Here is a 25440-nt window from a genome sequence, read left to right on the forward strand (position 1 = left end):
CGGGCGGCCGATGTCCGTGCAGTCTGGAGAAGAATCCCGGCCGGCACGGACCGCGAGGCCCACCCGGCCGGGCACGAGCCGAACCGGGGTGCTGCCTGATCATGCACGGACACGAGTGGGGCGCGACCGACGCCGCCGACCCGGCACCGGGTGGCACTCAGCCACGTCCCGAGGGCGCACGTCCCAAGGGCGCACGTCCCAAGGGCGCACACCTCGAAGGCGCGCGCCCCGAGGGCCATCGGCTCGTCCCGCTCGCGACGGCCCTGCTCCAGGACGACGGCCTGATCCTGCACTGGAGCGAGGACGCCGAAGCCCTGCTCGGCTACACCACCGAGGAAGCCGTCGGCAGCTACGCCGCCCAGCTGCTCACCGACGGCGGCAACCGCGCCGAGGTACTGGCCCTCTTCGAACGGATCATGGGCGGCGTCGGCTGGTCCGGCGTCTTCCCGGTCCGCCACCGCGACGGCCACACCGTCGACCTGGAGTTCCGCACCTACCCCATCGCCGGACCGGCCGGCACCCTGCTGCTCCTCGCCACCGCCTCCGACAGCCGTGCCCTGCACGCCGTCGAGGCCGACCTGGCGGTACTGGACGGCATCTTCGGCCGCTCCCCGATAGGCATGGCCGTCTACGACACCGACCTGCGCTACGTCCGGCTCAACGAGGCGCTCGCCCGGATGAACGGCGTGCCGGTCGCCGCCCACCTCGGCCGCCGGATATCCGCGGTGCTCCCCGGCATCAACGGCGCCGAGATCGAGCAGACCATGCGGCAGGTGCTGAAGACCGGCAAGCCCGTGGTGGACGCCCGCTCGCACGGCCGCGTCCCCGGCGACCCCAAGCGGGACCGCGCCTGGTCCGCCTCCTACTTCCGCCTCGAGGACCCCACCGGCCGGGTCTTCGGCGTCTGCTCCTCGATCATCGACGTCACCGAACGCTTCCAGGCCGAGGCCCGCGCCGCCCGGGCCCAGGAACGGCTCGCCACCATCGCCGAGGCCACCGCCCGGATCGGCACCACCCTCGACCTCCAGCGCACCGCCGAGGAACTGATCGAGGCCGTCGTCCCCCGGTTCGCCGACTTCGCCACCGTCGACCTGCTGGAGCCGGTCCTGCGCGGCGCCGAGCCCACCCCGATCCCCGCCGACCGGACCGCCACCCTGCGCGCCGTCGCCGTCGGGGAGTCCTACGAGACCGGGCTCGCGAGCGCCGTCGACGTCGTCGGCGAGACCTCCGAGTACGCCCCCGACCGCAGCTACACCCAGTGCCTGCGCAGCGGAAAGCCGCTGCTGCGGGCCCACGTGGACGAGGAGGTGCTGCGCGGACTGGTCTCCAGCGAGGACCGGGTGGCCCCCGGGATGGCGGCGGGCATCCACTCGTACCTGATGGTGCCGATCACCGCCCGGGGCATGGTGCTCGGCGGCTCCGAGTTCATCCGGATGCGCAACCCCGAGCCGTTCACCGCCGCCGACGTCGCCCTCGCCGAGGAACTGGTCGCCCGCACCGCGCTGGCACTCGACAACGCCCGGCTCTACCGCCGCGAGCGGGAGACCGCCCTCACCCTGCAGCGCAGCCTGCTGCCGCAGGAGGTGCACCGCACCCTCGGCCTGGAGATCGCCTACCGCTACCTGCCCAGCAGCGTGGTCAGCGAGGTCGGCGGCGACTGGTTCGACGTGGTGCCGCTGTCCTGCGGACGGGTCGCCCTGGTGGTCGGCGACGTGATGGGCCACGGCATCCGGGCCGCCGCCACGATGGGCCAGCTGCGCACCGTCGCCCGGACCCTCGCCACCCTCGACATGCCGCCCGAGCAGGTCCTCACCCGGCTGGACGAGACCGCCTCAGGAATCGGCGAGGGCCAGTTCGCCACCTGCATCTGCGCGGTCTACGACCCGCTGGAGCGCACCGTCCAGGTCGCCTCGGCCGGGCACCTGCCGCCGGTCCGGGTCGCCCCCGACGGCACCGCCGAGATGGTCGAGGTGCCGCCCGGCGTGCCGCTGGGCGTCGGCGGGGTGGCCTTCGAGTCGATCGAGTTCACCATCCCCGAGGGCGGCATGGTCGCGCTCTACACCGACGGCCTGGTCGAGCGGCGCGGCCAGGACCTGGACGCCGGGATCGACCTGCTCGCCCGCACGCTCTCCGGGCCCGGCCGGACCCTGGAGGAGAACTGCGACGCCGTCCTCAGCGCCCTGGTCACCGACGGCACCGAGGACGACATCGCGATGATCATGGCGCGGGTGCTGCCGCTGCCCGCCGACCGGATCGCCACCCTCCCGCTCAGCGGCGGCGGCCGACTGCCCGGCCGGGCCCGCCGCTTCACCCGTGCCACCCTGGAGACCTGGGGCCTGACCGCGCTCACCGACTACGCCGAACTCCTGGTCAGCGAGCTGGTGACGAACGCCCTGCTGCACGCCGACGCCCCGCGCCGGCTGCGGCTGTTCCGCGACCGGGTGCTCACCGTCGAGGTTGCCGACGCCGGCGGCCAGACCCCGCAGCTGCGCCCCTTCGCCGAGCAGGACGAGGGCGGGCGCGGGATGTTCCTGGTCAGCGAGCTGGCCCAGCGCTGGGGCAGCCGGCTCACCCGGGACGGCAAGGTCGTCTGGGCCGAGCTGGAGCTGCCCTTCGGGGCGAAGTAGCGGCGCCCGACCACGCAGGAACGGCCGTTCCCGTGAGGAGAACGGCCGTTTCCGCAGGGGAGCGACGGCGGAGCGACAGGGAAGCCATCGGAGAAGGCCCGTTCCCCGTACCCCCGTCGGGACGGCGAGGAGGTACGGGGGAGCGGGTCACGCGTGGACCTTCTCCGAGGTCTCGGCGGGCGCGTCGACCGGCGCCTCGGCGGGTGCCCCGTCGGTCGCTGCCGCAGCGCCGGCCGGCTCGGAGAGCCCGCGCAGCAGGCGCCAGGCCATCACGGCCGCGCCGACCAGCAGCGCGGCGGCCAGCAGTCCGGCGCTGTTCATGCCGCCGACGAAGACCTGCTTCGCGCTCGCCAGCAGCGGCTGCGCCACCTCCGGCGGCAGCCCCTGCGCCGACTCGACCGCCGAGCCCAGCGACTCGCCGGCCCGGGCGGCGACCGCCGGGTCCGTCCCGGCCGGGACGGCCAGCCCGCTCGCGTAGATCGAGCCGACCACCGAGCCGACCAGTGCGATGCCGAGCGCGGTGCCCAGCTCGTACGCCGTCTCCGAGACCGCCGAGGCGGCCCCGGCCTTGTCGGCGGGCGCGGCGCTCAGCACCAGGTCGGCGCCGAGCGTGTAGACCACGCCCTCGGCCGTTCCGACCAGCAGGAAGGACACGGCCAGCAGCAGGTAGGTGGTGTCCTGCTCCAGCCAGCCGAGCACGCCGACGCCCAGACCCATCGCCAGCAGACAGGCCGTCAGCGCCTTCCGGGCGCCGAAACGCCGGGCCACCCGGACGGTCAGCAGACCGCCGACCACCGAGCCCGCGAAGGCCGGCAGCTCGGCCAGGCCCGCCTGGAGCGGGTGGTAGCCGCGGACCAGCTGCAGGTACTGCGAGACCACGAAGATCACACCGGAGAGCCCGACCAGGGAGATCAGCGAGGCCGAGACGGCCGCCGTGAACCGCCGGTCGCGGAACAGCCGGACGTCGAGCAGCGGGGTCTCCAGCCGCAGCTGGCGACGGACGAAGACGGTCAGCGCCGCGGCACCCAGAACGAACGAGACCGGCACGTCCCAGCGGACCACGCCGTGCGCGGCCGCCTCCTTGACCGCGTACACCACGCCGATCACCCCGGCCATCGACAGGACGACGCTCAGCACGTCCCAGCGGCCCGGCTTCGGGTCCTTGGACTCCGGCAGCAGCCAGACGCCGAAGCCCAGCAGCAGGAGCAGTACCGGGATGTTCAGCAGGAACACCGAACCCCACCAGAAGTGCTCCAGCAGCACCCCGCCGACCACCGGCCCGAGCGCGGCACCGGCCGTGGCGGCCGCGCCCCAGATGCCGATCGCGGTGGCCCGCTCCCGGTCGTCCGGGAAGAGGCTGCGGATCAGCGACAGGGTGGACGGCATGATGGTCGCCCCGGCGACACCCAGCAGCCCGCGGGCCAGGATCAGCCAGCCCGGGCTCGGCGCGTAGGCGGCCAGCAGCGAGGCCGCACCGAAGGCGGAGGCACCGGCCAGCAGCAGCCGCTTGCGGCCGATCCGGTCGCTCAGCGCGCCCATGCTGACCAGCAGACCGGCCAGGACGAAGGAGTAGGAGTCGCCGATCCAGAGCAGCTGGGTGCCGCTGGGGCGCAGCGTCTCGCTGATCGACGGGATGGCGAGGGAGAGGACGGTCGCGTCCAGCGCGACCACGGTGACGGCCAGGACGAGGACGGCGAGGCCGGTCCAGCGCTGGCGGGCGGTCGGGGTACTCATGGTTTATCGGTGTCCGGTCTGCAGTCAGAGGTGCTGCGGTCCGAGGTGCTGTGGGTGGTGGACTCGTGGGCGGCGGCGTCCGGTCTGCGCAGCGCCCCGCCCAGGAAGAGCTCGGTGAGCGAGAAGGCGGCGTCGCGCGGGGCGAGCCGGCCGTCCTGGATCGACCAGCCGACGCCGGCGACCAGGTCGAAGAAGGCCTCGCTCAGCCAGGCGGCGCTCAGCTCGATGCGGAACACGCCCTGCTGCTGGCCGCGCAGGAAGAGCGCGTGCAGCCGGGCGATCTGGAGCTCCCAGAGGTCGTTGATCTCGTCGTTCTCGTAGAGCTGGTTCTCGCCGGCCAGGAAGGCGCAGAGCATGGCGTCCGGGACCGAGGCGTCCACCAGGCGGCGCAGTGCGGCCTCGGCGTCGCCCTCCTCGACCCCGGCGGTGTCCAGTGCGCCGGCGAACCGGCGCAGGCCGAGCAGGCCGACCTCGCGGATCAGCGCCTCGCGCCCCGGGAAGAGCCGGTGCAGCGTGGCGCGGCTGATGCCGGCGGCCCGTGCGATCTCGTCCAGGTGGGCGGTCGGGCGGCGCGAGAGCACGCCGACGGCGGCTTCGAGGACGGTGTCGCGGTCGGTGGCCATGAGGGGAGTCTAGTTCACATGAGACGCGGATGTCTCAGAATTGAAGTTTCAGTCTCAAATGATCCACGGGCTGAAGCGTGCCCGGACAGCAAAAACCGGAGACGGCGGGTGCCGTCCCCGGTCAGGGGTGCCGCTGCGCCATGGGCGCCGCGGCTCAGCTCTGGTTGTAGAAGCCGGTCTCGTCGAGCGGGCGGTCGATCACCATGACCTCGACCTCGGCCGGGGTCAGCAGGAAGACCCGGCGGGCGATCCGCTCGATGCCGCCCTGGGTGCCGAAGATCAGCCCGGAGGCGAAGTCGACCATGCGCTTCGCTTCGGCCTCCTCCATCTCGGTGAGGTCCATGACCACCGGGATGCTCGCCCGGATGTGCTCACCGACCGTGCGGGCCGCTTCGAAGCCCGTCGGCCGCAGGGAGACGATCTTCGCGGGCGCGGCGACGGCCGGTACCGTCTCATGATCCACCCACTCGTCGTCGTACACCGCGGCCGGGTAGTTCCCCGAGGGCATCAGCCACCCGTTGTGGTGCTCGTCGCGAAGTGCTCCCATGCCGCGCCTCCCTGCCTCGTCCCGTCTGGTCCCCCGGGGGCGCGTGTCGCTTTTTGACACGTCATCCACTCGTCGGAACTGTCCGAGTATCGCACTGTTCACCGGTCCCGTGCCCGCTCGCGACCCCCGTACGAGTCGTGCCGCGCCGGAAACCCGGGCGGACCCGGGCAAAGAGAGCAGACGCGGCGTAGCGCCGTACGGTTGCGCGCGTAGACCATATCGGTAGCGGTCGCCGCGTAATTGACCTTCTGTCAACAATGCGGAAACGATTTCGCGCGGTCGGTCACTCGCCGGTCGCGCCGTCCACCGATTCGCGCAGAAGATCGGCGTGGCCGTTGTGTCGCGCGTACTCCTCGACCATGTGGGCGAGGATCCAGCGGAGCGTCACTTCCTCGCCGCGGCGCGGCCGCTTGCCGACCGTGTCGAGCGGCAGGCCGGCGGCCGCCCGGCGGGCGGCCTCGATCTCGGCGCGCCAGGTGGCGAAGTCGGCCGCGACGTCGGCGGTGTCGACGTTGTCGAAGTCGCCGTCCGGGTCGGCCTTGGTCCAGTAGTGGCCGGTGGCGACCTCCTCGCCGCGCAGGATCCCCTGGAACCAGTACCGCTCGACCTCGGCCATGTGCCGGACCAGGCCGAGCAGCGAGAGGCCGGACGGCGGGACGGAGCGCAGGCGCAGCTGGTCGTCGCTCAGCCCCTCGCACTTGAGCGCGAGGGTGCTGCGGTGGTAGTCGAGGAAGGCGGTGAGGGTGGCGGCCTCGTCGGCGGCCATCGGCGGGTCCACCCGCGGGTTCATTCCGGTCATGCGGGCCATCCTGGCGCCGGCGGCCGCAGGGGCGCGAACGATTTGTTCGGCCGGACGTCGGGTCGGGTGGTCTACCGGGAGGTCGGCCGGGGAGGTCTTCCGGGCCGACTGGCGGGCCGACATCCGGGCCGACCGCTCAGGCGGCCGCCGCCCGGCGCCGTGCCCTCGCCGCCCGCCAGAGCCCCGCCACGCTGCCCAGCCCCAGCAGCGCGATCAGGCCCGCCGACAGCAGGAACGCCGCCGACCCGGGCTTGCCCGAGCTGGCCGCCGCCGTCACGTACACCGCCGTGGTCGGCACCGCGCCGATCGCGGTCGCGAGGACGAACGGCAGGGCGCGGGTCCCGGAGAAGGCGGCGCCGTAGTTGACCGCCTGGAACGGCATGCCGGGCAGCAGCCGCAGCACCAGCACGCTGCGGAACCCCTGCTCGGTGAACCGCCGGTCCAGGGCGCCGAGTACCTTCCCGCGCAGGTACGGGCGCAGCGCGTCCCGGCCGAGGCTCCGGCCGAGCCCGAAGGCCAGGGCGGCGCCCAGCGTGGTGCCGAGCACCGCCAGCGCGACGCCCTGTTGGATGCCGAGGAGCAGCCCGGCCGCCGCGTTGAGCGCCGGCCGGGGCACGAAGGCGAGCGTCCCCACGGCGTACACCAGGGCGAACAGCGGCCCGAACCAGTACCCGGGCATCCGGTCCGCCAGCCCCCCGGACAGCAGCTCCGTCGGGTTCCACAGCAGGAGCGACCCGGCCGCCGCGCCGAGCAGCACGATCAGCAGCGCCAACCGCCACCGGGACGAACGCGGCGCGGCGGGGGGTGCGGGAATGACATCGGGCTCGGACACCGGCCGAGCCTAACCGGGGCCGCGGGCTACCGGGCCACCGGGCCGTTGGTGAACCAGGCCTGGTTGGGCCTGTTATTGCCCGGCCACTGGATCACCGGCGTCCCGTCCGCCGGACTCCCGCCGTACAGGTCGAGCCAGAGGCCGCTGTTCACGTTCGGGTAGTCGTGGGGGAAGCCGGTGCCCAGGGTCTCGTCGCGCCAGCCCTGGTTGGACCCCCCGTTACAGCTCCACTGGTCGATCGGGGTGCCCACGGTGGTGCTGTACCCGGGGACCTCCAGGCACTTGCCGCTGTGGACGTTGATGATCGTTGAGCCCGGTCCGCTCGTCCACTGCTGATTGGCCCCGCCGGTGCAGGTCCACTGGCGGACCGGGGCACCGTCGTCGGTGCGCCAGTCGGCCACCTCCAGACACTTGCCCGTGGCGACGTTGCTGATCCGGTACTGCCCGGCCTGGCTCGCCGAGGCCGACGGGGCGGCGAGTACGGTCGCGGCGGCGGTGGCGAGCCCGACGGCGGCGGCAACGAGCACGCGGCGGGCTGCGGCGGGCGGGACGGGTCTGCGGTGCCGGACACGTGACGACGTGGTCATGGATTCCCCCTGGGAGCGTGGTCATGGGACGACGTGCGTCGAAACCCTATTCGGTGACGTACCGGTTCCGGACGCGAACCGTGGTCACGGGTTCGCCTGGGAGGTGGCCATGGATGCCTGCCATCGGATGTGTCCGATGGCAGGCTGACGACGGGCGGGCGAGTGGTGCTGCTCTCCGGTGGCCGCCGGCCGGCCGGGGGATCAGCTGTACGGGTCCTTCTCGGGGTTGTAGTGCCAGAACTGGTTGGCGCCGGCGAGGTACTCCCACTGGATCACCGGGGTGCCGTCGGTCAGTGCGCCGCCGGCGACGTCGAGGACGAGGCCGCTGTGGGCGTTCACGATGCGGCGCGGGGTGCCGGGGTGGCTGGCGGGCGGGTCGCTCCACTGCTGGTTGGAGCCGCCGTTGCAGGTCCACTGGTCGGCCTGGGTGCCCCAGGCGGTGCTGTAGCCGGGGATCTCCAGGCACTTGCCGCTGTGCAGGTTGATCCAGCCGTTGGCGGTCTGGGTCCACTTCTGGTTGTCGCCGCCGGTGCAGGTCCAGATCCGGACCGGGGCGCCGTCGTCGGTGCGCCAGTCGGCGACCTCCAGGCAGAGGTCGTTCGTCCCGGCGTACATGCCGGTGCGGATCTCGGCAGGGCCGAAGTCGGTGGTGGCGGTGGTGGCGGCGGCGGGCGCTGCGGGCGCCGCCGGGGCGGTGAAGGCCACGGCGGCGGTGGCGAGGACGGTACTTGCGGCGACGAGCCGCGTGCGGCACAACATCGGTCGACCTCCGGTGGTGCGGTTCGGCGGTGGTGCGGTCCGGCGCGACCCGGCGAGGAAACCCGGCAGGCGTTGCCGGGAGTCCCGGGCCGCGGCGGCCTGTTCGACCGCCGAGAGTTCGAGGAGGTTGTGCGGAGCACCCGGATGGCGGAGAAAGTCGTGCGGGCAGTCGGCCGGGGGTCGGCGGTGCGGGCGGGGAACTCCTTCAGGAACTCGCCGTCATGTCCGATTCCACGGCGGTCGCGGTTCTGCCGGTGGAATGCCGTTCGGCCTGGCGCAGCGCCCCGGCGCTCAGCAGCAGGGCGAAGACGAGGGCAGTGACCAGTCCGAAGGAGACGGTCAGCGAGGTGGCCTCGGCGAGGGTGCCGATGACGGCGGGGGCGATCAGGCCGGAGGTGTAGGTGACGGTGGCGACGCCCGCGATGGCCTGGCTGGCGTTGGTGCCGATCCGGCCGGCGGCGGCGAAGGCGAGCGGGACGATGACGGCGATGCCGATGCCGATGAGGGCGAAGCCGGGGATGGCCAGCACTGGGCTGTCGGCGGCGACCACCAGCAGGCCGCCGACGGTGGCGACGGCGCCGCCGATCCGGGTGGCGCGGACGGCGCCGAGGCGGCGGATCGCGGCGTCCCCGGCGAGGCGGCTGACCGCCATGGTGAGCGAGAAGGCGGTGTACGAGGCGGCGGCGACAGTGGCCGAGGCGCCGGTGACGTCCCGCAGGTAGACGCCGCTCCAGTCCATCGAGGCGCCCTCGGCGAAGACCGCGCAGAAGCCGACCAGCCCGATCACCAGCGAGCTGCGCGGTGGCAGCGCGAACCTCGGCGGCTCCTCCGCGCCCTCGTGCGCCCGCAGGTCGGGCAGGCGGCGGCAGACCGGCTGGGCGAGGGCGAGCAGGACCAGTGCGGTGACGGCCAGCTGCAGCCGGGCGTCGAGGTCGAGGTGGGCGGCGAGGATGCCGAAGCCGGAGGCCAGCAGGCCGCCGGCGCTCCACATCCCGTGCAGTCCGGACATGATCGAGCGGCCGAGCCGCTCCTCGATCTCCACGCCCTGCGCGTTCATCGCGACGTCCGCCATGCCGGCCGTGGCCCCGTACGCCAGCAGTGCCACGCACAGCACCGGCAGCGAGGGGGCGAGCGCGGGCAGGGCGAGGGCCAGGCACCAGAGCGCGATCAGGCCGCGCACCGCCGCCCGGCCGCCGTAGCGGTGGACGAAGCGGCCGGCCAGCGGCATGGCGAGGGAGGAGCCGATGGCGGGCATGACCAGGGCCAGGCCGAGCTGTCCGGTGGACAGGTCGAGGCGGTCCTGGATCCACGGGATGCGGGTGACGAAGCTGCCGCTGACGGCGCCGTGCACGCCGAAGACCAGGGCGATGCTCGCCCGCGCCCGGCGCGGGGCGGCCAGCGGTTCCGGCCGTGGGTCCGGCGGGGGTGCGGTGGTGCGGTTCATCGGCGTTCCCTCCCGGTCGCGCGGTGCGGGGCGCGACAGTGCCCTGTGGGTGGCCTTGCTGACAGTCAAACGCAGGTACAGCCGGCCGGTCGACGATTCGATAAACTATCAGGAAGGGACCCTGATAGAAACACTCTGGAAGGATGAGCGGCCATGACCACCGCGCGTACGGCCACGCCGAGCACTGCCCGGGCGATCAACGACCGGCTGGCGCTCAACCTCCTGCTCGAGCAGGGCCCCCTGACCGCGACCGAGCTGCGCGACCTCACCGGCCTCTCCCGGCCGACCGTCGCCGACCTGCTCGAACGCCTCCAGCGCACCGGCCTGGTGGCGGTCGTCGGCGAACGCGGCGAACAGCGGCGCGGCCCCAACGCCCGGGTCTACGCACTGGTCGCCTCCCGGGCGCACATCGCCGCCTTCGACGTCCGGTCCGGCGGTGTCAGCCTGGTCGTCGCCGACCTCGCCGGGCACGTCCTCGCCACCGCCGAGATCCCGGTCGACGGCGACGGCGGGCCCGACACCGCCGCGGCGATCACCGCCACCCTGCTGGAGACCGCGCGCGGCGCCGGCGTCGAGCGGCTGCACACCGTCGCGGTCGGCGCCCCCGGACTTGTCGACCCCGCCACCGGGCGGCTGCAGAGCACCGGCAAACTCCCCACCTGGCACGCCGAACTCCTCGCCGCACTGGAGGAGTTGCCCGGCACCGAGGTGATCCTGGAGAACGAGGTCAACCTCGCCGGGCGGGCCGAGTACCGGGTCGGTGCCGCGCGCGACCGCGACACCTTCGTGCTGATGTGGCTCGGCCACAGCGTCGGCGCCGCCGTCATCCTGGACGGGCGGCTGCGCCGCGGCTTCTCCGGCGGCACCGGCGAGATCTGCTTCCTGCCCGTCCCCGGGACCGCCGGGCCGCCCAGCGCCGACAGCTGCGAAGGCGGCTTCCACGGCCTGGTCGGCAGCGCGGCGATCTGCGACCTGGCCCGCGCCCACGGGCTGCCCGCCGACCCGGCCGGGGACGCCTCCGCCGCCGAGGCCGTCGTCCGCGCGGCGGTGGCAGCGGTGGCGGCCGTGGCGGCGGTGACAGAGGTGGCGGCGCCGACGGCGGGCACGGGCCAGGCGGGCGAGGCGGGCGGGCGCTTCCTGGACGAGCTGGCCGCGCGGATCGCCCTCGGCGCGGCGAGCGTGTGCGTCGTGCTCGATCCCGGCTGCGTGGTGCTCGGCGGGGAGATCGGCCGGGCCGGCGGCGCCGAGCTGGCCGGCCGGGTCGAGCGGCGGCTGGCCCGGCTCTCCCCGCTGAGTACCGAGGTGCGGGCCGGTACGGCGGGTGGCGGCGCGGTGCTCGCCGGTGCGGTGCTGACCGCCGGGGACGCGGTGCGGCGGGACCTCTTCGGCGAGCCGTAGCGGCCCCTGGTGTCGAGCGGTAGCAGCCCCTGACTTGCCCGTTGCCGTACCCGGTACGGCAGGATGGCGGACGGGGGCGCGTTCCGCCACGACCCTTGTTCCTCGAACCACCGTCAGGAGTCGCTCATGGGCCAGCCCGAGGTGCCGGCGAACCCGTACCGCATCGGCGAGGCGGCGGCGCTGCTCGGCGTCAGCGCCGACACCATGCGGCGCTGGGTGGACGCCGGGCGGCTCGCCGCCGCGCGCGACGAGCACGGGCACCGGATCATCCCCGGCGCCGAGCTCGCCGCCTTCGCCCGCGAGCTGGCCCGGCCGGAGAACGCCGAGGCCGAGGGCCGCCCGTCCTCGGCCCGCAACCGCTTCCCGGGGATCGTCACCCACGTGGTGCTCGGCGACGTGGCCGCGCAGGTGGAGATCCAGGCCGGGCCGTTCCGGGTGGTGTCGCTGATCAGCCGGGAGTCGGCGGAGGAGCTGAACCTGGTGCCCGGCGCACCCGCCACGGCGGTCATCAAGTCCACCAATGTGATGATCGAGCGGCGCTGACGCCCCACCGACGAGTCCCGAACGTCGAACCGACCGAGAGGCCCGGATGCCACCCCCGCACCTGCCGACCACCCAGAGCGCCGTGCTCGCGATCCAGACCGTGGCGGACCGGCACGGCCGGACCGTCCGCGCCCGGCACGACATCGGCCGCGACCAGACCTTCGCCGGCCTGGTCGGGCCGCCCGGGCCAGTCGGCTCGGGCAGCTCCGGCGGCTCGGGCGGCGCGGGCGGCGAGTTCGACGGGATTCCGCACGAGGCGCTGCTGGAGTACGACGGCCGCCCCCGTGTCGCCGTCCGGCTGTTCACCCACGACGAGGTCACGGTGACCGTCGAGGGCATCGCCTTCGACGTCGAGCGCGACCGCGTCCCGGGCTTCCTGGACGCGGTCTGGACCGACCTCGTGCACGTCAGGGCGCGCACCTTCCCGCCGTCCACCACGCTGATCGTCACTGTCCCTGGGGAGCCGAGTCACCGCGAGGACGTCGGCGTCCACAACCTCACCCCCTGGCTCGCGGAGAGGATCCGATGACCACCGACCGCAGCCCCCGGGTACTGGCCGTCGCCCACCGCGGCGACCCGTACCGCCACCGCGAGAACACCCTGCCCTCGATCGAATCCGCGCTGGCCGCCGGCGCCGACGCCGTCGAGGTGGACATCCGGCTCACCCGCGACAGGGTGCCCGTCCTCCTGCACGACCGCACCCTGGAACGGCTCTGGAACGACCCGCGGTCGATCGACCGGGTCACCACCGAGCAGCTGGACGAGCTGCGGCACGGCCGGCTCGCCATCCCCACGCTCGCCGAGGCGATCAAGGCGGTGACCGCCACCGAGGGCCGCCGACTGCTGATCGACCTGGACGACCCCGGGCCGGCCGCCGCCACCTGGTCCGTGGTCACCGGACTCGGCGCCGAACGGCAGGTCGCCTTCTGCGGCCCGGTCACCGCCATGCTCGCGGTGCGCGAACTGACCCCCGACGCCGAGATCGCGCTCACCTGGAAACAGCCGCGGATGCCCGTCCGCACCCTGCTGGACGACCTGCGCCCGCGCTACCTCAACCCGCCGTTCGGCCTCGTCACCCCCGAGTTCGCCGCCGCCGCGACCGACGCCGGACTCGCCGTCTCCACCTGGACCGCCGACCTGCGCCGCACCATGCGCCGACTGCGGGACACCGGGGTCGCCTCCATCACCACCAACCGGATCGGCGTACTGCGCTCGGTGCTGGACGGCCGCCGGTGACCGAACCCGGGCAGGTGCTCGGCACCCGGGAGCTGGGCCGCGCCCTGCTGGCCCGTCAGCACCTGCTCGCCCGCACCGACCTGGAACCCGCCGCGATGGTCCACCACCTCGCCGGCCTCCAGGCCCAGGCCGCACCCCAGCCGCCCTACCTCGGGCTGCTCGCCCGACTCGACGGCTTCACACCCGAGCCGCTGAGCACGCTGATCGAACAGCGGTCGGTGGTCCGGATCGCCCTCCAGCGCGGCACCATCCACCTGGTCACCGCCGACGACTGCCTGACGCTGCGCCCGCTGCTCCAGCCCGTCCTGGACCAGGGGCTGCGCACCACCTTCGGCAAGGGGCTCGCCGGGCTCGACCCGGACGCGCTCGCCGCCGAGGCCCGGGAGCTGGTCGAGGAGCAGCCGCGCACCTTCCAACAGCTGGGCGCGCTACTCGCCGCCACCCGCCCGGACCGCGACCCGGCCGTGCTCGCCCAGGCGGCCCGCTGCCTGCTGCCGCTCGTCCAGGTGCCGCCGCGCGGCCTGTGGGGGCGCGGCGGCCCGGCCGCGCACACCACCGCCGAAGCCTGGCTCGGCCGCCCGCTCGACCCGGCGCCCGTGCTCGACGACCTCGTCCTGCGCTACCTCGCCGCGTTCGGCCCGGCCACCGCGGCCGACCTGAAGAAGTGGTCGGGCCGCACCGGACTCTCCCCGGTGCTGGCACGGCTCGCGCCGCGGCTGGTGACCTTCCGCGACGAGCAGGGCCGGCTGCTGTACGACCTGCCGGAGGCGCCCCGGCCGGACGCGGACACCCCGGCGCCGGTGCGGCTGGTCGCGCCGTTCGACAATCTGCTGCTGTCGCACGCGGACCGCACCCGGGTGCTGCCCGAGGAGTACCGGGGGCGGGTCATGACGCAGAACGGGATCGTGCTCGGGACGCTGCTGGTGGACGGGATGGTCGCCGGGTCCTGGCGGCTGACGGGTGAGCAGGAGGTCGTCGTGCAGCCGTTCGTGGCGCTGCGGCGGGCCGACCGGCAGGCGGCGCAGGCCGAGGCGGAGCGGGTGCTGGCCTTCGCGGGCGCGGGCGGTGCGGTTCTGATCGAGGACCCCGAATAGCGATACAACGGGCAGATCGTCACATTCTCTGCTGAGCTGGGTCGGTTCGGACCCAACGACGATCCCCGGCGGAGGTGGCCGTGTCCGTGGAGCGCCCGCCCGGCAGGCAGCCCGACCACCGCAGGCCCTACCTGATGCTGCCGCCCGCGCTGCGACAGGCGGCGGCCTGGGCGATGGCGGTGATCCTGCTCATCGCGGTCGCCTCGCTGGTGGTCTTCGCGCTGGTCGAACTGCGGGCCGCCACCGTGCCGTTCGTCCTGGCGCTGCTCGGAGCCTCACTGCTTTACCCGGTGGTGCCCTGGCTGGTCGGGCGGGGCGTGAGTCGGGGCCTCGCCGCCGGGCTGACCTGCATGGTGCTGGTCGTGGCGGTCGGCGGGGTCCTCGCGCTGCTGGTCAACTCCCTGGTGCACAGTGCCCCGCAGATCGCCACCTCGCTGCCGCAGGCCGGGCACCGGCTGGCCGAGTGGCTCGGCCCGTTCGGGGAGAAGATCCAGCACGCCCTGAACAACGCCAAGGGCGAGACCAACTCGCTGGTCTCGACGCTGACGAACGGTGTGCTCTCCGGGCTCGGCCTGCTCACCCAACTGATCACCGGCGGGGTGCTGGCGCTCGCCCTGGTCTTCTTCTTCCTCCGCGACGGCCACCGCACCGCCGACGCCATCCGCTCCTACCTGCCCGGACCCGGCGCCGAGACCGTGGTCGCCTGCGCAGAGCGGGCCTTCGACGCGATGGCCGGCTTCATGCGTGGCACCACCCTGATCGCCCTGATCGACGCGGGCTTCATCACCATCGGCCTGGTCGCCCTCGGCGTGCCCGGCGCCCCCGGCCTCGGCGCGCTGGTCTTCATGGGGGCCTACATCCCCTTCGTCGGCGCCTTCCTGTCCGGCACGGTCGCCGTCCTGGTCGCCCTCGCCGACGGGGGCCTCGGCACGGCCCTGTGGGCCCTCGGCGTGGTGCTCGCCGTGCAGATGATCGAGGGCAACATCCTCCAGCCCGTCATCCAGAGCCGGACCGTCGAGCTGCACCCGGCCACCATCATGGTCGCCGTGGTGGCCGGCTCCGGCATCGCGGGCATCATCGGCGCCCTGCTCGCCGTCCCGGTCTGCGCGGCGGCGACGGGTGTCATCTCGGTCCTGCGCGGCGTCCCGGGGCGGGCGGGCGGCGGGGCGTGAGAAGCCGGTTGCCAGGCCTGCGGTCCCTGTGTGAACATCACTAATGCGACGGCAGTCGCGATAGTGCCGGGAGGGGTGCGGATGGAACTGTTCGAGGTGGCCGAAGCGGGGGCCGGGCCGTACGGGGTGGCCGTGGGGGCGGACGGGAGCGTCTGGTTCACGCTGGTGCATGCCGGGGAGATCGGGCGGTTGGCGGCGGACGGGGCGGTCCGGCGGTACGGGCTCGGGGCGCCCGGGTGCGGGCCGGCGGTGATCACGGCCGGCCCCGACGGGGCGATGTGGTTCAGCCGGATGCGGGACCACCGGATCGGGCGGATCGACGGGGACGGGACGGCGGGCTCGTTCGCGCTGCCGGGCGAGAACGCCGGACCGTACGGGATCGCCGCCGGGCCGGACGGGGCGGTGTGGTTCACCGAGATGAACGCGAACCGGATCGGGCGGATCACGCCGGACGGGGAGGTGACGGAGCACCCGCTGCCGGTCGCCGGGGCGTTTCCGTCGCTGATCACGGCCGGGCCGGACGGCACCCTGTGGTGCACGCTCAACCAGGCGGACGCGGTGGCGAGGGTCGGTACGGACGGGCAGGTGACCGTCCACCGGCTGCCCACCGGGGGCACCGCACCGGTCGGGATCACCGCCGGGGCGGACGGCGCGCTCTGGTACGTCGGCATCGGCGGCGGGCTGGTCGGGCGGATCACCGTGGACGGCGAGGTGACGGAGTACCCGCTGGCCGACCGGGCCGCCAAGCCGCACGCCATCGCGGCGGGGCCGGACGGCCGGCTCTGGTTCACCGAGTGGGGCGCGGGACGGATCGGGGTGCTCACCCCGGACGGGCGGCTGGACGGCCGCCCGATCCCGGGCGAGGGCGCCGAGCCGCACGGCATCGCCGTCGCCCCGGACGGCACGGTGTACGCGGCGCTGGAGCGCGGCGAGATCCTCCGCCTGGCCCCGGCCCGGGGCTGAGGCCCGCACCCGCCTCAGCGGCGCAGCAGTTCCTCCAGGTCGGCGAGGAGGCCGAGGGCGGCGGCGCGGTCGGGGACCGGCTGCGGGGCGGGGGCGCGGTCGGCGATCACCCGGAGGGCGGCGGCGGCCTGGCGGGCGAACATGGCCAGCAGGTCCAGTTCGGGCAGGCTCGCGCGGGCCTGCGGGGCCGGGTCCAGGACCTCCAGGACGCCGAGCACCCGGTTGCCGTGGGTGAGCGGCGCGGCCATCAGGGCATTCGGGACGTACGCGGTGGACTGGGCGAAGTCCCGGTCGAAGGTGCGGTTCGCGCCCAGGTCGTCGACCACCATCGGCTCGCCGGAGGCGGCGACCCAGCCGGCGATGCCCCGGCCGGCCGGGAAACGGCGGCCGACCAGGGACTCCTCGCCGCGCCCCGAGACGGCCTGGAACACCAGCTCCCCGGCCGTCTCGTCGAGCAGGCAGACCGAGCCCGCCTGGGCGCCGAAGATCGCCCGGGCGACGTCCACCACCGACTGCAGCAGCTCGCGGGCCAGCGGATCGACGGCGGGGTCAGTGCTGAGGGTCATCGGGCGCCTCCGGGGTGGGGGTGGTCGGGACCTGGACGTTGGCCGCGGTGAGGTAGAGCGCGCTCTTCAGCTGGAAGGTGGTCAGCCTCGGCCGCCGGGACAGGATGCGGGCGCAGAGCCCGGCCACGTACGGCGTGGCGAAGCTGTTGCCGGTGGTGCGGATGGTGGCGCCGCCGAGCCAGGGCACCCGGACGTTCTGGCCGGGGGCGAAGAACTCGACCGGCGGCGCCGGGTTGTACAGGTGCAGGGCCGGGTCGTCCTCCTGGTGGCTGCCCACCGAGATGACCGAGGAGAACCGCCAGGGGTAGCTCTCCACCGGGGTGTTGTGGGCGGAGGCGACGATCGCGGTGCGGGCGAAGAAGGCGTCGTCGGCGATCGCGTGCAGCTCCTCCAGGAAGCGGGTCCGGGTGGTGGAGAGGCTGAGGTTGACGACGTCGAAGCCCTGCCGGACGGCCCAGCGCAGTCCGGCGATCAGCATGTCGCCGGTGCCGGTGAAGCGCTCGCCGAGCACCCGGACGCTGTACAGCTCGCAGTCCGGGGCGGTGCGGCGGATGATGCCGGCGCAGGCGGTGCCGTGGCCGCAGGTGTCGCCGGCGGTGTCCGGGCGGACGGTCAGCTCCCGGGTGACCGGGTCCTTGACGACTGCCCAGGAGCCCTGCAGCGGGCCGACCAGCGGGTGGTCCGGCTCGACGCCGGAGTCGACCACACAGACCCGCACGCCCTTGCCGGTGGAGTTGCCGCCGTTGCCGCCGTCACTGCCGATGGTGTCGTCGGTGTCGTCGGTGAGGCGGTCGGCGAGCACCGGCAGGTCGGCGGGGGCGCGGTCGCGCAGGCTCCAGGTGAGGCCGGCCGGGCCGTTCACCGGGTGCCCCCGAGCCGCTCGGCCCGCCGTACGCCGGGCAGGTGGCCCTTGGCGGCGAACCGGTCCCGGGCGGTGGCGGCGGCCGCGGCGGCCTCGGCGGAGCGGCCGAGCAGCAGCAGGGCGTGCGCGCGGTCGAGCGCGGTGAGCGCCTGGAGCAGCAGCGACTCGGTGGCCTCGGCGGCGCGCAGGGCGGCCGCGGTGAGGTCCAGCGCCGGCTGGGCCTCGCCCCGGGTGGCGGCGAGCCGGCCGCGCAGCGCGTCCAGCTCGATGGCGAGCACCGGCGCCAGTGCGGCGGTGGCGTCCGCGCCGTCCAGGTGGCGGGCGGCCTGGGCCGGGCGGTCGATGTCCAGTAGGACCCGGGCGGTGGCGAGGGCGAGGCGCGGCAGCGGGGCGGCGGTGCCCTGACGGCGGGCGATCTCGGCGGCGTCGGCCAGCAGGTCCAGGGCCTGGCCGGACTGGCCGGTGGCGGCCGCGGCCTGGGCGGTCAGCGCGGGCAGCGCGACCATCGCCTCGGCCAGCGACAGCTCCCCGGCCAGGCCGTTGGCCTCGGCGAGCAGCAGCTCGGCCTCCGCGGGGCGGTCGCGCAGGGCCAGCAGGACGGCCAGCGGGCCGTTCAGCGCGACCCGGACGGTTCGTCGGCCGGTGCCGTGCTCGGCGAGCAGGGCCCGCAGTCGGAAGGTGGCGTTCGGGACGGGCTCGGGGCCGGTCAGCAGCGCGGCGGCCAGCGCGGCCAGCACGGCGGCCCGGTCCAGCTCGGCGTCGGTGCGGGAGACCTGGTCGAGTGCCTGGTCCAGCAGCTGCCCGGCCTCGGTGTGCCGGCCCGCCAGCAGGTGCTCCTCGGCCAGCCGCAGCCGGGCGCGGGCCTGGCCGAGGTCATCCCCGGTGTCGCTGAACAGCGGCAGCACGGCGCGGGCGGTGGCGGCGGGCTGGTCCTGGCCGGGCGGCAGGCCCCGGGCGGCCAGGGCGAGCCGGGCGTGCGCGGCGTCCAGCGGGTCGGCGGCCGCGTCGCGCACCTGGGCGAGGACGGGCAGCGCCTCGTCGGCGCGACCGAGTGCGAGGCGGGCCTCGCCGAGGCGGCGCAGGACGGGGCCGGCGGCGCGCTCGTTCGGGTAGTGCAGCCGGACGGCCCGCTCCAGCAGGTCGGTGGCGGCGGGCAGGTCGGCGCGGGCCAGGGCGCCCGCCCCGGCGGCGCCGAGGGCGGCGGCCGCGCGGGTGCGCAGGGTGTCGGTGCGGGCGTCCAACAGGCCGAGTTCCAGCCGGTAGCGGTGGGCGCGTTCCAGGTGGCCGCCGACGGCGGCGTCCCCGGCGGAGCGGACGGCCGGCAGGTCGGCGGCGCGCTCGTGGCGCTCGGCGCGGGCCCGCTTGGACATCGACTGGTAGACCGACTCCTGGACCAGGCCGCTGCTGAACCGGTAGCCGGTGCCGGTCGGTTCGACCAGGCGGCGCTCGGCCAGCCGGGCCAGCGCGGCGTGCAGCCGGGGCGGGGTGTCGTCGCCGTCGGCCGGCGGGCCGACCGGCAGGCCGTCGATCGGGCCGGTGAAGACATCGTCCTCGGGGTCGGCGAAAGCGTCCTGGTCGGTGCCGCCGTGGGCGAGTTCGGCCAGCTCGGCGGCGGTGAAGGCGCGGCCGAGCACGGCGGCGAGGTCCAGCGTGGCACGCTCGTCGCGCTCCAGCCCGTCGATCTGGGCACTGAGCAACGCCCTTCCGGCGGGCGGGAGTTCGTCGACCAGGGTGAGCCCCTCGGCCTCGGTGAGGGCGGCCAGCAGCTCCTCCAGGTGCAGCGGGTTGCCCTCGGCGCGCTCCAGCAGCCGGGTGGGCACCGCCTCCTGGTGGGCACTCAGCTCGGTCAACTGTGCGGCCAGCAGCGCGGATTCGTCCCAGGACAGGCCGCCGACCGGCAGCGTCGGCACCTCCGGCCGGACGGCCGGGAGCTCGGGGCGGGCCAGGCACAGCAGCAGCACGGGGGCCGAACCGAGCGCGGCGGTCAGCCGCTCGGCGGCGTCCAGCAGCGCCGGACCGGCCCACTGGCAGTCGTCCAGGACGAGGACGGCGGGGCGCTCCACGGTGCGTCCGCGCAGGATCGCGGCCAGCAGCTCCAGCGACTGCCGGGCGCCGACACCCGGCGCGGTCGCCTCGTCCAGCCGGGCCAGCGCCTCGGCCGGAGCGGCGCCCTCCGGCTCGTCCAGCAGGGTGCGGACGGCCTCGGCGAGCGGCGCCAGTACGCCCTGCTCGCCGAAACTGCGGCAGCGGGCGGTGCCGCAGCGCGCGGTACGCCGGCCCACGCGCTCGCGCCACTCGCGCACCAGACGTGTCTTGCCGATCCCGGCCTCGCCCGCCACCAGCAGCAGCTCGGCACTCGAGCCACCCGCCACCCGGGCCAACGCGGCGTCCAGCTCGGCCAGTTCACGCTCCCGGCCGACCAGCGGGACGTCGAAACGGCGCAGCAGCTCCGGGTCGTCCTCGTCCAGGCCGACCAGCCGGTAGGCGGCGACCGGCTCGGCCTTGCCCTTGAGTCGCAGCGGGCCGACCTCGTCCACCTGGGCGGCCGGGCCGGCCGCGCGCAGCGTCTGCGGGCCGATCAGCACCTGGCCGGGGGAGGCCTGGGTCTGCAGCCGGGCGGCGATGTTCACGGTCTCGCCGGAGATCAGCGCCTGACGCGCCGAGGCGTCCGAACCTGCCACCACCTGACCGGTGTTGACGCCGATCCGGACGTCCAGCCGGACCCCGAGGGTGGCGTCCAGCTCGGTGTTGAGATCCTCCAGGTCCTCCAGCATGGCGAGCGCGGCGGCCAGCGCCCGGTGGGCGTCGTCCTCGCGGATCACCGGGACGCCGAAGACGGCCATCACGGCGTCGCCGATGAACTTCTCCAGGGTGCCGCCGTGCGCCTCGATCTGTCGGTGCATCCGCTCGAAGTAGCGCAGGATCACCTCGCGCAGCGTCTCCGGATCGAGCGCGCCGGACAGGGCGGTGGAGTCGACCAGGTCGCAGAAGACCACCGTGACCAGCTTGCGCTCCTCGGCGACCAGGTCGAGGGCGGCGGCCCGCGGTGTGCCGCAGGAGGGGCAGAACTGGTCGTTCGTGGCGACGAGTTGGGCGCAGAGTGGGCAGGGCATGGGGCCGTCCTTCGGTCGTCCTCCGCTGTGCGGGGCGTACGGGGCGCGGGCGATGCGGGTGTTCGCGGCGTGCGAGGTGATCGGGTGTTCGGGCGTGCGGCGTGTTCGGGTGTTCGGGCGTGCCGGGTCAGGGTTGCGGGGGCGGCTTCGGGCCCGGTTCGGGACCGCCTGGCGACCGGTATGGCCGCAGGCGGGGCGGGGTTCGGCGGGGTCGGGCCGGGCCCCGTGGCGTGGGGCGGGCGTCGTCGGCGGCATCCCGACCTGCGGGCATACCGGTGCCCAACCGGCTCCGAAGCCGGGCGCAGCCGGCCCCGCCCACCATGTGGTCGGCACGGCGGGCAGCCGCCCGTCGCCACCGTAACGGCTTACCTGTGGAAGGGAGTTCGACCATGGCTGAGAACATCGACCAGAACGTCGACCAGAACATCGGCGAGAACGGCGAGGAGACCCCGGAGGTCGAGGCGCACGCCGCCAACGTCCTGGACCTGCAGTCGATGAAGGTCCTCGCCGAGTCCTCGGACGGCAACTGCTTCAGCCTGATCAGCTACGTCGGCGGCGCCGAGACCTCTGCCTGACCGGCACCGGTCGCCGGCCGTAGCGCAAGGCTTCCGGGGCGGTCCCGTCGACACGGGGCCGCCCCGGCCCGATCTGCCACCACCCCCACCCCGGAGGACGGCCATGGAGCCCACCCCGCTCGCCCGCAACCGGGACTTCCGGCTGCTCTGGGTCGGCGGCCTGCTGGCCTCGCTCGGCTCCCAACTCGCATCGATCGCCCTGCCGTTGCTGGTCCTGCGGGAGACCGGATCGGCCGCCAGGGCGGGCGCCATCGGCACCGTCTCGGTCGGCGCGCTGCTGCTCACCATGCTGCCCGGCGGTGTGCTCGCCGACCGGATCGAGCGGCGCCGGCTGATGCGGATCTGCGACGTCGGCAGCCTGCTCGCGGTCAGCGCCCTGGTCGTCGCCGTGCTGCGGGGGCACGCCCCGCTGGTGCTGGTCCTGCCGGTCGCCGCCGCCGGGGCACTGATCTCCAGCGTCTACGGGCCCTCCGCCGGCGCCCTGCTGCGCGCCGTGGTGCCGCGCGAGCAGGCCCGGGAGGCCTCCTCGCGGATGCAGGCCCGCGGCGCCGCGGCCCGGCTGATCGGACCGCTCGGCGGCGGCGCGCTGTTCGCCTGGCACCCGGTGCTGCCGTTCCTCGCCGAGGGCATCGGACTGCTGCTGTCCACGATCTGCGTGGCACTGATGCGGACCCGCTCGATGCCCGCCGAGAAGAGCGGATCGGTGTTCAGCAAGCAGGAGTTGACCGCCGGGCTGGCCTTCATCTGGCAGCAGCCCTACCTGCGGACCCTGCTGCTGATCTTCGGCCTGGGGATGAACTTCGCGTTCAGTGCGCTGATGTTCGTGACCCTGGCCGTCGCCTCCGACGGCGGGCACTCCGGGGTCGGCGGCGGCACGGTCGTCTCCTGCACCGCCGCCGGGGCCCTGGCGGGTGCGCTGCTCGCCCCCCGGCTCGGCGCCCGGGCGCGCGACGGCAGCCTGGTGGCGCTCGCCTGCTGGGCGTCCGCGCTGACGGCCGGGGTGCTGACCGTGACCAGGGTGCCGCTGCTGATCGGGCTGCTCTGCGCGGCCTGCATGTGCCTGTCCACCGTCGCCAGTATCGGCTTCGTCTCCGGCATGCTGCTCGCCGCGCCGCCGGACCGGATCGGCCGGGTGCAGAGCGCCGCCGGCTTCCTGTCCACCCTGATCCAGCCGTTCGGCCCGCTGGTGGGCGGCATCCTGCTCGGTTCCCTCGGCGGCACCCGGACCTTCGGCCTGCTGGCGATCGCTATCGCGGTCTGCGCGGCCGTGGTCACCTGGGCGCCGCCGGTACGGCGCGGGCCGGTGCCGATCCCTGCCGTCTGACCCATCCCCGGACCCCGTCCCCAGGCCCGCCCGGAACCGGAAGAGGAGGCGCGCCATGGCCGGCGCCCACGAGACCCAGCTTTACTGCCTCGCCGACCCGACGTACTACGACACCCCCGGGCGGCTGCGTGACCGGGCGAGCCGCTACCCGCTGGGGCTCGGCGAGCCGCCCGACGGCTGGCGGCGCGAGCAGCGCGGACTGTGGACGGTGCTGCGGCCCGACGGTGTCCGGCTGCCGGAGCAGGGCTGGAAGCTGCACGTGTCGGCGGTGGAGGGCGGCGCAGAGGGCACACTGGCCGTCGTCGCGCGGATCTGCCGGGCGCACCGGGTGGCGTTCAAGTTCCTACGCAGCGCGGCGGCGTTGCGGGTGGCGAACGGCAAGTTCACCGGGCGCGGCAGCGGCGGCAAGTTCATCACCGTCTACCCGGAATCCGATGAGCAATTCGCGCGGCTGGCAGTGGAGTTGGCGGAAGAACTGGAGGGGCGCCCCGGGCCGTACGTGCTGACCGACCTGCGGATCGGCACCGCCCCGGTGTACGCACGCTACGGCGCGTTCGTCGAACTGTGGTGCCAGGACGAGACCGGCCGGCCGGTGCCCGCGCTGCGCGACCCCGCCGGGGAACTGGTGCCGGACTCGCGGGAGCCGGTGTTCCGGCTGCCGGAGTGGGTCGAGCCGCCCGAGCTGCTGCGCCCGCACCTGGCCGCGCGGGACGCGGCCGCCGGGGACCTGCCGTACCGGATCCTCGAGGTGCTGCAGTTCTCCGGCGCCGGCGGGATCTACCTGGCCGAGCGCCCGGGCACCGGGGAGCGGGTGGTGCTGCGCGAGGCCCGCCCGTACGCCGGACTGGACGCCGCCGGTGCGGACGCGCCGACCCGGCTGCGGCGCGAGCAGTGGGCGCTGGAACGGCTGGCCGGGCTGGACTGCGTGCCCCGGCTGCACGAGGTGCGGACGGTGTGGGAGCACATCTTCCTGGTGCAGGAGCACATCGAGGGCGTCCAGCTGTTCACCGAGGCGATCCGGCGCTATCCGCTGGTGCACCAGAACTGCACGGCCGAGCAGCGCGCCGAGTACGCGCACTGGGTCGGCGGGGTGGTCGCCGCGCTGGAGAGGGCGCTCGGCGCGCTGCACGGGCGAGGCGTGCGGTTCGGGGACCTGCACCCGGCCAATGTGATGCTCCGGCCGGACGGTTCGGTGGTGCTGGTGGACTTCGAGTACGCGGCGGAGCTGGACGACCGGCGGGTGCCGACGGCGGGCGCGGCCGGGCTGCGGATCCCGCCGGGCCTCGACGGCGCCGAGGCGGACCGGTTCATGCTGTGGGCGACCTGGCTGATGCTGCTGATGCCGGTGCTGGAGCTGGCCGACCGCGACCCGGGGAAGCTCGCGGCGCTGGAACGGCGGGCGCGGGAGTGGTTCGGACTCGGGCCGGAGGAGGGGCCGGTGCGGCCAGGAACAGGAACAGGGGCAGGGGCAGCGGCAGGGGCGCGGACGGCGTTGACGGCGTGCACGGAGTCGGCGAGCGAGCGGCGGGGCCGTGAGCTGCTGGACGGCCCCTCCTGGACCCCGGCGCGGCGCGAGCTGATCGCGGGCATCCACGCGGGAGCCACCCCGGACCGGCCGGACCGGCTCTTCCCCGGGGACGTGGCCGGGTTCGCCGACGGCGGTACGGGCGTCGCCCACGGCGCCGCCGGGGTGCTGTACGCGCTGCACCGCGCGGGCGCCGACTGGCCGCAGGAGTACGCGGACTGGCTGGTCGCCGCTCTGCGCCGGCGCGGAGCGCGGCCGGGCACGGCCGGGCTGTACGACGGCCCGCTCGGCGTCGCGGTCGTGCTGGCCCGGGTGGGGCGGCCGGAGGCGGCGCAGGAACTGGTCGCCCGGGCGCGCACGGCCCGTCCGGCGCGCCAGGCCGGCCTGTTCGGCGGCCGGGCCGGCGCCGCGCTTGCCCGGCTACGGCTGGCGGAGGCACTGGACAGCCGGCGGGAGGCGGCGGACGCGCTGGCCGACGCCTGCGAGCTGGCGGCGGTGGTCCGGGGAGAGACGGTGGACGGGCTGGACGCGCCCCCGGCGGCCGGGCTGCTGTACGGGCTGGCGGGAATCGCGCTGCTGCAGCTGCGGTTGTACCGCCGCACCGGTGAGCCGTGGCTGCTGGACTCGGCGCGCCTCGCGCTGGAACGGGCGACGGCGCAGTGCGTCCGGGTGCCGGACGGGTCGCTGCAGGTGCTGGAGGCCGGACGGCGGCTGGCGTACCTGGACCGGGGGAGCAGCGGGATCGCCCTGGTGCTGCGGGAGTACCTGGAGGCGGCCGAACTGCCCGGCGGGGAGGCGTTCCTGGCGGACGTCCGGAAGGTCTGCGCGCCCGGGTTCATCCGGGAGCCCGGGCTGTTCCGGGGGCGGGCCGGGCTGACGCTGGCGCTGGACCGGCTGGGCGGGACGCCGGAGGCCGTGGCCGGGCAGGTGGCGCGTCTGCAGTGGCACCTGGTGGCACGGCCCGAGGGGCTGCTGGTGCCGGGGATGCGGCTGCGGCGCTTCTCGGCGGACCTGCACACGGGGGCGGCGGGCGTGCTGCTGGGGTTGTGGGGGCTGGAGGAGGAGCGCGGGGACGTGCTGGACCTGCTGACGCTGGGGTGATCAGGATGTTGACGGC

General features: G+C 74.9%; 22 protein-coding genes. 11 read left to right on the forward strand and 11 right to left on the reverse strand.

What is annotated here, in order from left to right; translation table 11 throughout:
- Nucleotides 1-101: 101 nt before the first annotated feature.
- On the forward strand, nt 102-2627 hold the full coding sequence (locus tag ACZ51D_RS20490) for a SpoIIE family protein phosphatase (RefSeq protein WP_465663169.1): 2526 nt from the start codon (nt 102-104) through the stop codon (nt 2625-2627).
- A gap of 147 nt (nt 2628-2774) precedes the next feature.
- Here the strand turns inward: ACZ51D_RS20490 and ACZ51D_RS20495 are convergent, their stop codons facing one another.
- The 8 genes from ACZ51D_RS20495 to ACZ51D_RS20530 all read right to left on the reverse strand — a co-directional run bounded on the left by ACZ51D_RS20495 (nt 2775) and on the right by ACZ51D_RS20530 (nt 9952).
- The gene (locus ACZ51D_RS20495; RefSeq protein ID WP_465663171.1) at nt 2775-4361 is read right to left on the reverse strand and encodes an MFS transporter; all 1587 of its coding nucleotides are present in this window, start codon (nt 4359-4361) and stop codon (nt 2775-2777) included.
- Nucleotides 4358-4984: a TetR/AcrR family transcriptional regulator gene (locus tag ACZ51D_RS20500; RefSeq protein ID WP_360502968.1), complete on the reverse strand. Its 627-nt coding sequence runs from the start codon at nt 4982-4984 to the stop codon at nt 4358-4360. The genes ACZ51D_RS20495 and ACZ51D_RS20500 overlap by 4 nt, the downstream gene beginning before the upstream one ends.
- A 154-nt stretch (nt 4985-5138) precedes the next feature.
- The gene (locus tag ACZ51D_RS20505) at nt 5139-5531 is read right to left on the reverse strand and encodes a cell division protein SepF (protein WP_465663173.1); all 393 of its coding nucleotides are present in this window, start codon (nt 5529-5531) and stop codon (nt 5139-5141) included.
- A gap of 283 nt (nt 5532-5814) precedes the next feature.
- Complete coding sequence (locus ACZ51D_RS20510; protein ID WP_396287958.1) at nt 5815-6330, reverse strand: DinB family protein; 516 nt, start codon at nt 6328-6330, stop codon at nt 5815-5817.
- Between the two features lie 136 nt (nt 6331-6466).
- Nucleotides 6467-7162: a TVP38/TMEM64 family protein gene (locus tag ACZ51D_RS20515; RefSeq protein ID WP_465618888.1), complete on the reverse strand. Its 696-nt coding sequence runs from the start codon at nt 7160-7162 to the stop codon at nt 6467-6469.
- 26 nt (nt 7163-7188) lie between these two features.
- Nucleotides 7189-7749: an RICIN domain-containing protein gene (locus ACZ51D_RS20520; protein WP_465618890.1), complete on the reverse strand. Its 561-nt coding sequence runs from the start codon at nt 7747-7749 to the stop codon at nt 7189-7191.
- A gap of 201 nt (nt 7750-7950) precedes the next feature.
- Nucleotides 7951-8508 carry an RICIN domain-containing protein gene (locus ACZ51D_RS20525; RefSeq protein ID WP_465618892.1) on the reverse strand — a complete coding sequence of 186 codons (558 nt, stop codon included), beginning with the start codon at nt 8506-8508 and terminating at the stop codon, nt 7951-7953.
- Nucleotides 8509-8713: 205 nt separating this feature from the next.
- Nucleotides 8714-9952: an MFS transporter gene (locus ACZ51D_RS20530; protein ID WP_465618894.1), complete on the reverse strand. Its 1239-nt coding sequence runs from the start codon at nt 9950-9952 to the stop codon at nt 8714-8716.
- Between the two features lie 153 nt (nt 9953-10105).
- Between ACZ51D_RS20530 and ACZ51D_RS20535 the strand changes: the two genes are divergently transcribed.
- From ACZ51D_RS20535 to ACZ51D_RS20565, 7 genes are all read left to right on the forward strand, one after another.
- On the forward strand, nt 10106-11350 hold the full coding sequence (locus tag ACZ51D_RS20535; protein ID WP_465618896.1) for an ROK family transcriptional regulator: 1245 nt from the start codon (nt 10106-10108) through the stop codon (nt 11348-11350).
- 126 nt (nt 11351-11476) lie between these two features.
- On the forward strand, nt 11477-11893 hold the full coding sequence (locus ACZ51D_RS20540; protein ID WP_360502987.1) for a TOBE domain-containing protein: 417 nt from the start codon (nt 11477-11479) through the stop codon (nt 11891-11893).
- 46 nt (nt 11894-11939) lie between these two features.
- Nucleotides 11940-12422 carry a hypothetical protein gene (locus tag ACZ51D_RS20545; protein WP_465663175.1) on the forward strand — a complete coding sequence of 161 codons (483 nt, stop codon included), beginning with the start codon at nt 11940-11942 and terminating at the stop codon, nt 12420-12422.
- Complete coding sequence (locus tag ACZ51D_RS20550) at nt 12419-13129, forward strand: glycerophosphodiester phosphodiesterase (RefSeq protein ID WP_465618901.1); 711 nt, start codon at nt 12419-12421, stop codon at nt 13127-13129. Before ACZ51D_RS20545 ends, ACZ51D_RS20550 begins: the two co-directional genes overlap by 4 nt.
- Complete coding sequence (locus tag ACZ51D_RS20555) at nt 13126-14223, forward strand: winged helix DNA-binding domain-containing protein (protein ID WP_465618903.1); 1098 nt, start codon at nt 13126-13128, stop codon at nt 14221-14223. Before ACZ51D_RS20550 ends, ACZ51D_RS20555 begins: the two co-directional genes overlap by 4 nt.
- A gap of 80 nt (nt 14224-14303) precedes the next feature.
- Nucleotides 14304-15395 carry an AI-2E family transporter gene (locus ACZ51D_RS20560; RefSeq protein ID WP_465663177.1) on the forward strand — a complete coding sequence of 364 codons (1092 nt, stop codon included), beginning with the start codon at nt 14304-14306 and terminating at the stop codon, nt 15393-15395.
- Between the two features lie 81 nt (nt 15396-15476).
- Nucleotides 15477-16358, forward strand: coding sequence for a Vgb family protein (locus tag ACZ51D_RS20565; RefSeq protein ID WP_465663179.1), 882 nt, complete (start codon nt 15477-15479; stop codon nt 16356-16358).
- Between the two features lie 14 nt (nt 16359-16372).
- Here ACZ51D_RS20565 and ACZ51D_RS20570 read toward each other — a convergent pair whose 3' ends face one another.
- Genes ACZ51D_RS20570 through ACZ51D_RS20580 form a run of 3 tightly spaced genes read right to left on the reverse strand, consistent with a single transcriptional unit; the run spans nt 16373 to nt 20899 of the window.
- Entirely contained in the window at nt 16373-16924 is a 552-nt protein-coding gene (locus ACZ51D_RS20570; RefSeq protein ID WP_465618909.1) for a GAF domain-containing protein, read from the reverse strand.
- A complete protein-coding gene (locus tag ACZ51D_RS20575; protein ID WP_465618911.1) occupies nt 16908-17786 on the reverse strand; it encodes a S8 family peptidase in 879 nt (292 codons plus the stop codon). The genes ACZ51D_RS20570 and ACZ51D_RS20575 overlap by 17 nt, the downstream gene beginning before the upstream one ends.
- The gene (locus ACZ51D_RS20580) at nt 17783-20899 is read right to left on the reverse strand and encodes an adenylate/guanylate cyclase domain-containing protein (protein ID WP_465663180.1); all 3117 of its coding nucleotides are present in this window, start codon (nt 20897-20899) and stop codon (nt 17783-17785) included. The genes ACZ51D_RS20575 and ACZ51D_RS20580 overlap by 4 nt, the downstream gene beginning before the upstream one ends.
- A gap of 389 nt (nt 20900-21288) precedes the next feature.
- Between ACZ51D_RS20580 and ACZ51D_RS20585 the strand changes: the two genes are divergently transcribed.
- The 3 genes from ACZ51D_RS20585 to lanKC all read left to right on the forward strand — a co-directional run bounded on the left by ACZ51D_RS20585 (nt 21289) and on the right by lanKC (nt 25424).
- Nucleotides 21289-21474, forward strand: coding sequence for a hypothetical protein (locus tag ACZ51D_RS20585; RefSeq protein WP_360503011.1), 186 nt, complete (start codon nt 21289-21291; stop codon nt 21472-21474).
- A 103-nt stretch (nt 21475-21577) separates the two neighbouring features.
- Nucleotides 21578-22798, forward strand: a complete 1221-nt coding sequence (locus tag ACZ51D_RS20590; protein ID WP_465663182.1) for an MFS transporter — start codon at nt 21578-21580, stop codon at nt 22796-22798.
- Nucleotides 22799-22853: 55 nt separating this feature from the next.
- Nucleotides 22854-25424: a class III lanthionine synthetase LanKC gene (gene lanKC / locus ACZ51D_RS20595; protein WP_465663184.1), complete on the forward strand. Its 2571-nt coding sequence runs from the start codon at nt 22854-22856 to the stop codon at nt 25422-25424.
- Nucleotides 25425-25440: the final 16 nt, after the last annotated feature.

It is taken from the genome of Kitasatospora sp. NPDC033851 (genome assembly GCF_055576085.1).

Excerpts from the sequence above, each read along its gene's own strand:
- ACZ51D_RS20495 (WP_465663171.1), bottom strand. The coding sequence starts at position 4,361 with ATGAGTACCCCGACCGCCCGCCAGCGCTGGACCGGCCTCGCCGTCCTC.
- ACZ51D_RS20540 (WP_360502987.1), top strand. The coding sequence starts at position 11,477 with ATGGGCCAGCCCGAGGTGCCGGCGAACCCGTACCGCATCGGCGAGGCG.
- ACZ51D_RS20530 (WP_465618894.1), bottom strand. The coding sequence starts at position 9,952 with ATGAACCGCACCACCGCACCCCCGCCGGACCCACGGCCGGAACCGCTG.
- ACZ51D_RS20490 (WP_465663169.1), top strand. The coding sequence starts at position 102 with ATGCACGGACACGAGTGGGGCGCGACCGACGCCGCCGACCCGGCACCG.
- ACZ51D_RS20525 (WP_465618892.1), bottom strand. The coding sequence starts at position 8,508 with ATGTTGTGCCGCACGCGGCTCGTCGCCGCAAGTACCGTCCTCGCCACC.
- ACZ51D_RS20590 (WP_465663182.1), top strand. The coding sequence starts at position 21,578 with ATGGAGCCCACCCCGCTCGCCCGCAACCGGGACTTCCGGCTGCTCTGG.
- ACZ51D_RS20585 (WP_360503011.1), top strand. The coding sequence starts at position 21,289 with ATGGCTGAGAACATCGACCAGAACGTCGACCAGAACATCGGCGAGAAC.
- ACZ51D_RS20535 (WP_465618896.1), top strand. The coding sequence starts at position 10,106 with ATGACCACCGCGCGTACGGCCACGCCGAGCACTGCCCGGGCGATCAAC.
- ACZ51D_RS20500 (WP_360502968.1), bottom strand. The coding sequence starts at position 4,984 with ATGGCCACCGACCGCGACACCGTCCTCGAAGCCGCCGTCGGCGTGCTC.
- ACZ51D_RS20505 (WP_465663173.1), bottom strand. The coding sequence starts at position 5,531 with ATGGGAGCACTTCGCGACGAGCACCACAACGGGTGGCTGATGCCCTCG.
- ACZ51D_RS20545 (WP_465663175.1), top strand. The coding sequence starts at position 11,940 with ATGCCACCCCCGCACCTGCCGACCACCCAGAGCGCCGTGCTCGCGATC.
- ACZ51D_RS20565 (WP_465663179.1), top strand. The coding sequence starts at position 15,477 with ATGGAACTGTTCGAGGTGGCCGAAGCGGGGGCCGGGCCGTACGGGGTG.
- ACZ51D_RS20520 (WP_465618890.1), bottom strand. The coding sequence starts at position 7,749 with ATGACCACGTCGTCACGTGTCCGGCACCGCAGACCCGTCCCGCCCGCC.
- ACZ51D_RS20580 (WP_465663180.1), bottom strand. The coding sequence starts at position 20,899 with ATGCCCTGCCCACTCTGCGCCCAACTCGTCGCCACGAACGACCAGTTC.
- lanKC (WP_465663184.1), top strand. The coding sequence starts at position 22,854 with ATGGCCGGCGCCCACGAGACCCAGCTTTACTGCCTCGCCGACCCGACG.
- ACZ51D_RS20570 (WP_465618909.1), bottom strand. The coding sequence starts at position 16,924 with ATGACCCTCAGCACTGACCCCGCCGTCGATCCGCTGGCCCGCGAGCTG.
- ACZ51D_RS20510 (WP_396287958.1), bottom strand. The coding sequence starts at position 6,330 with ATGACCGGAATGAACCCGCGGGTGGACCCGCCGATGGCCGCCGACGAG.
- ACZ51D_RS20550 (WP_465618901.1), top strand. The coding sequence starts at position 12,419 with ATGACCACCGACCGCAGCCCCCGGGTACTGGCCGTCGCCCACCGCGGC.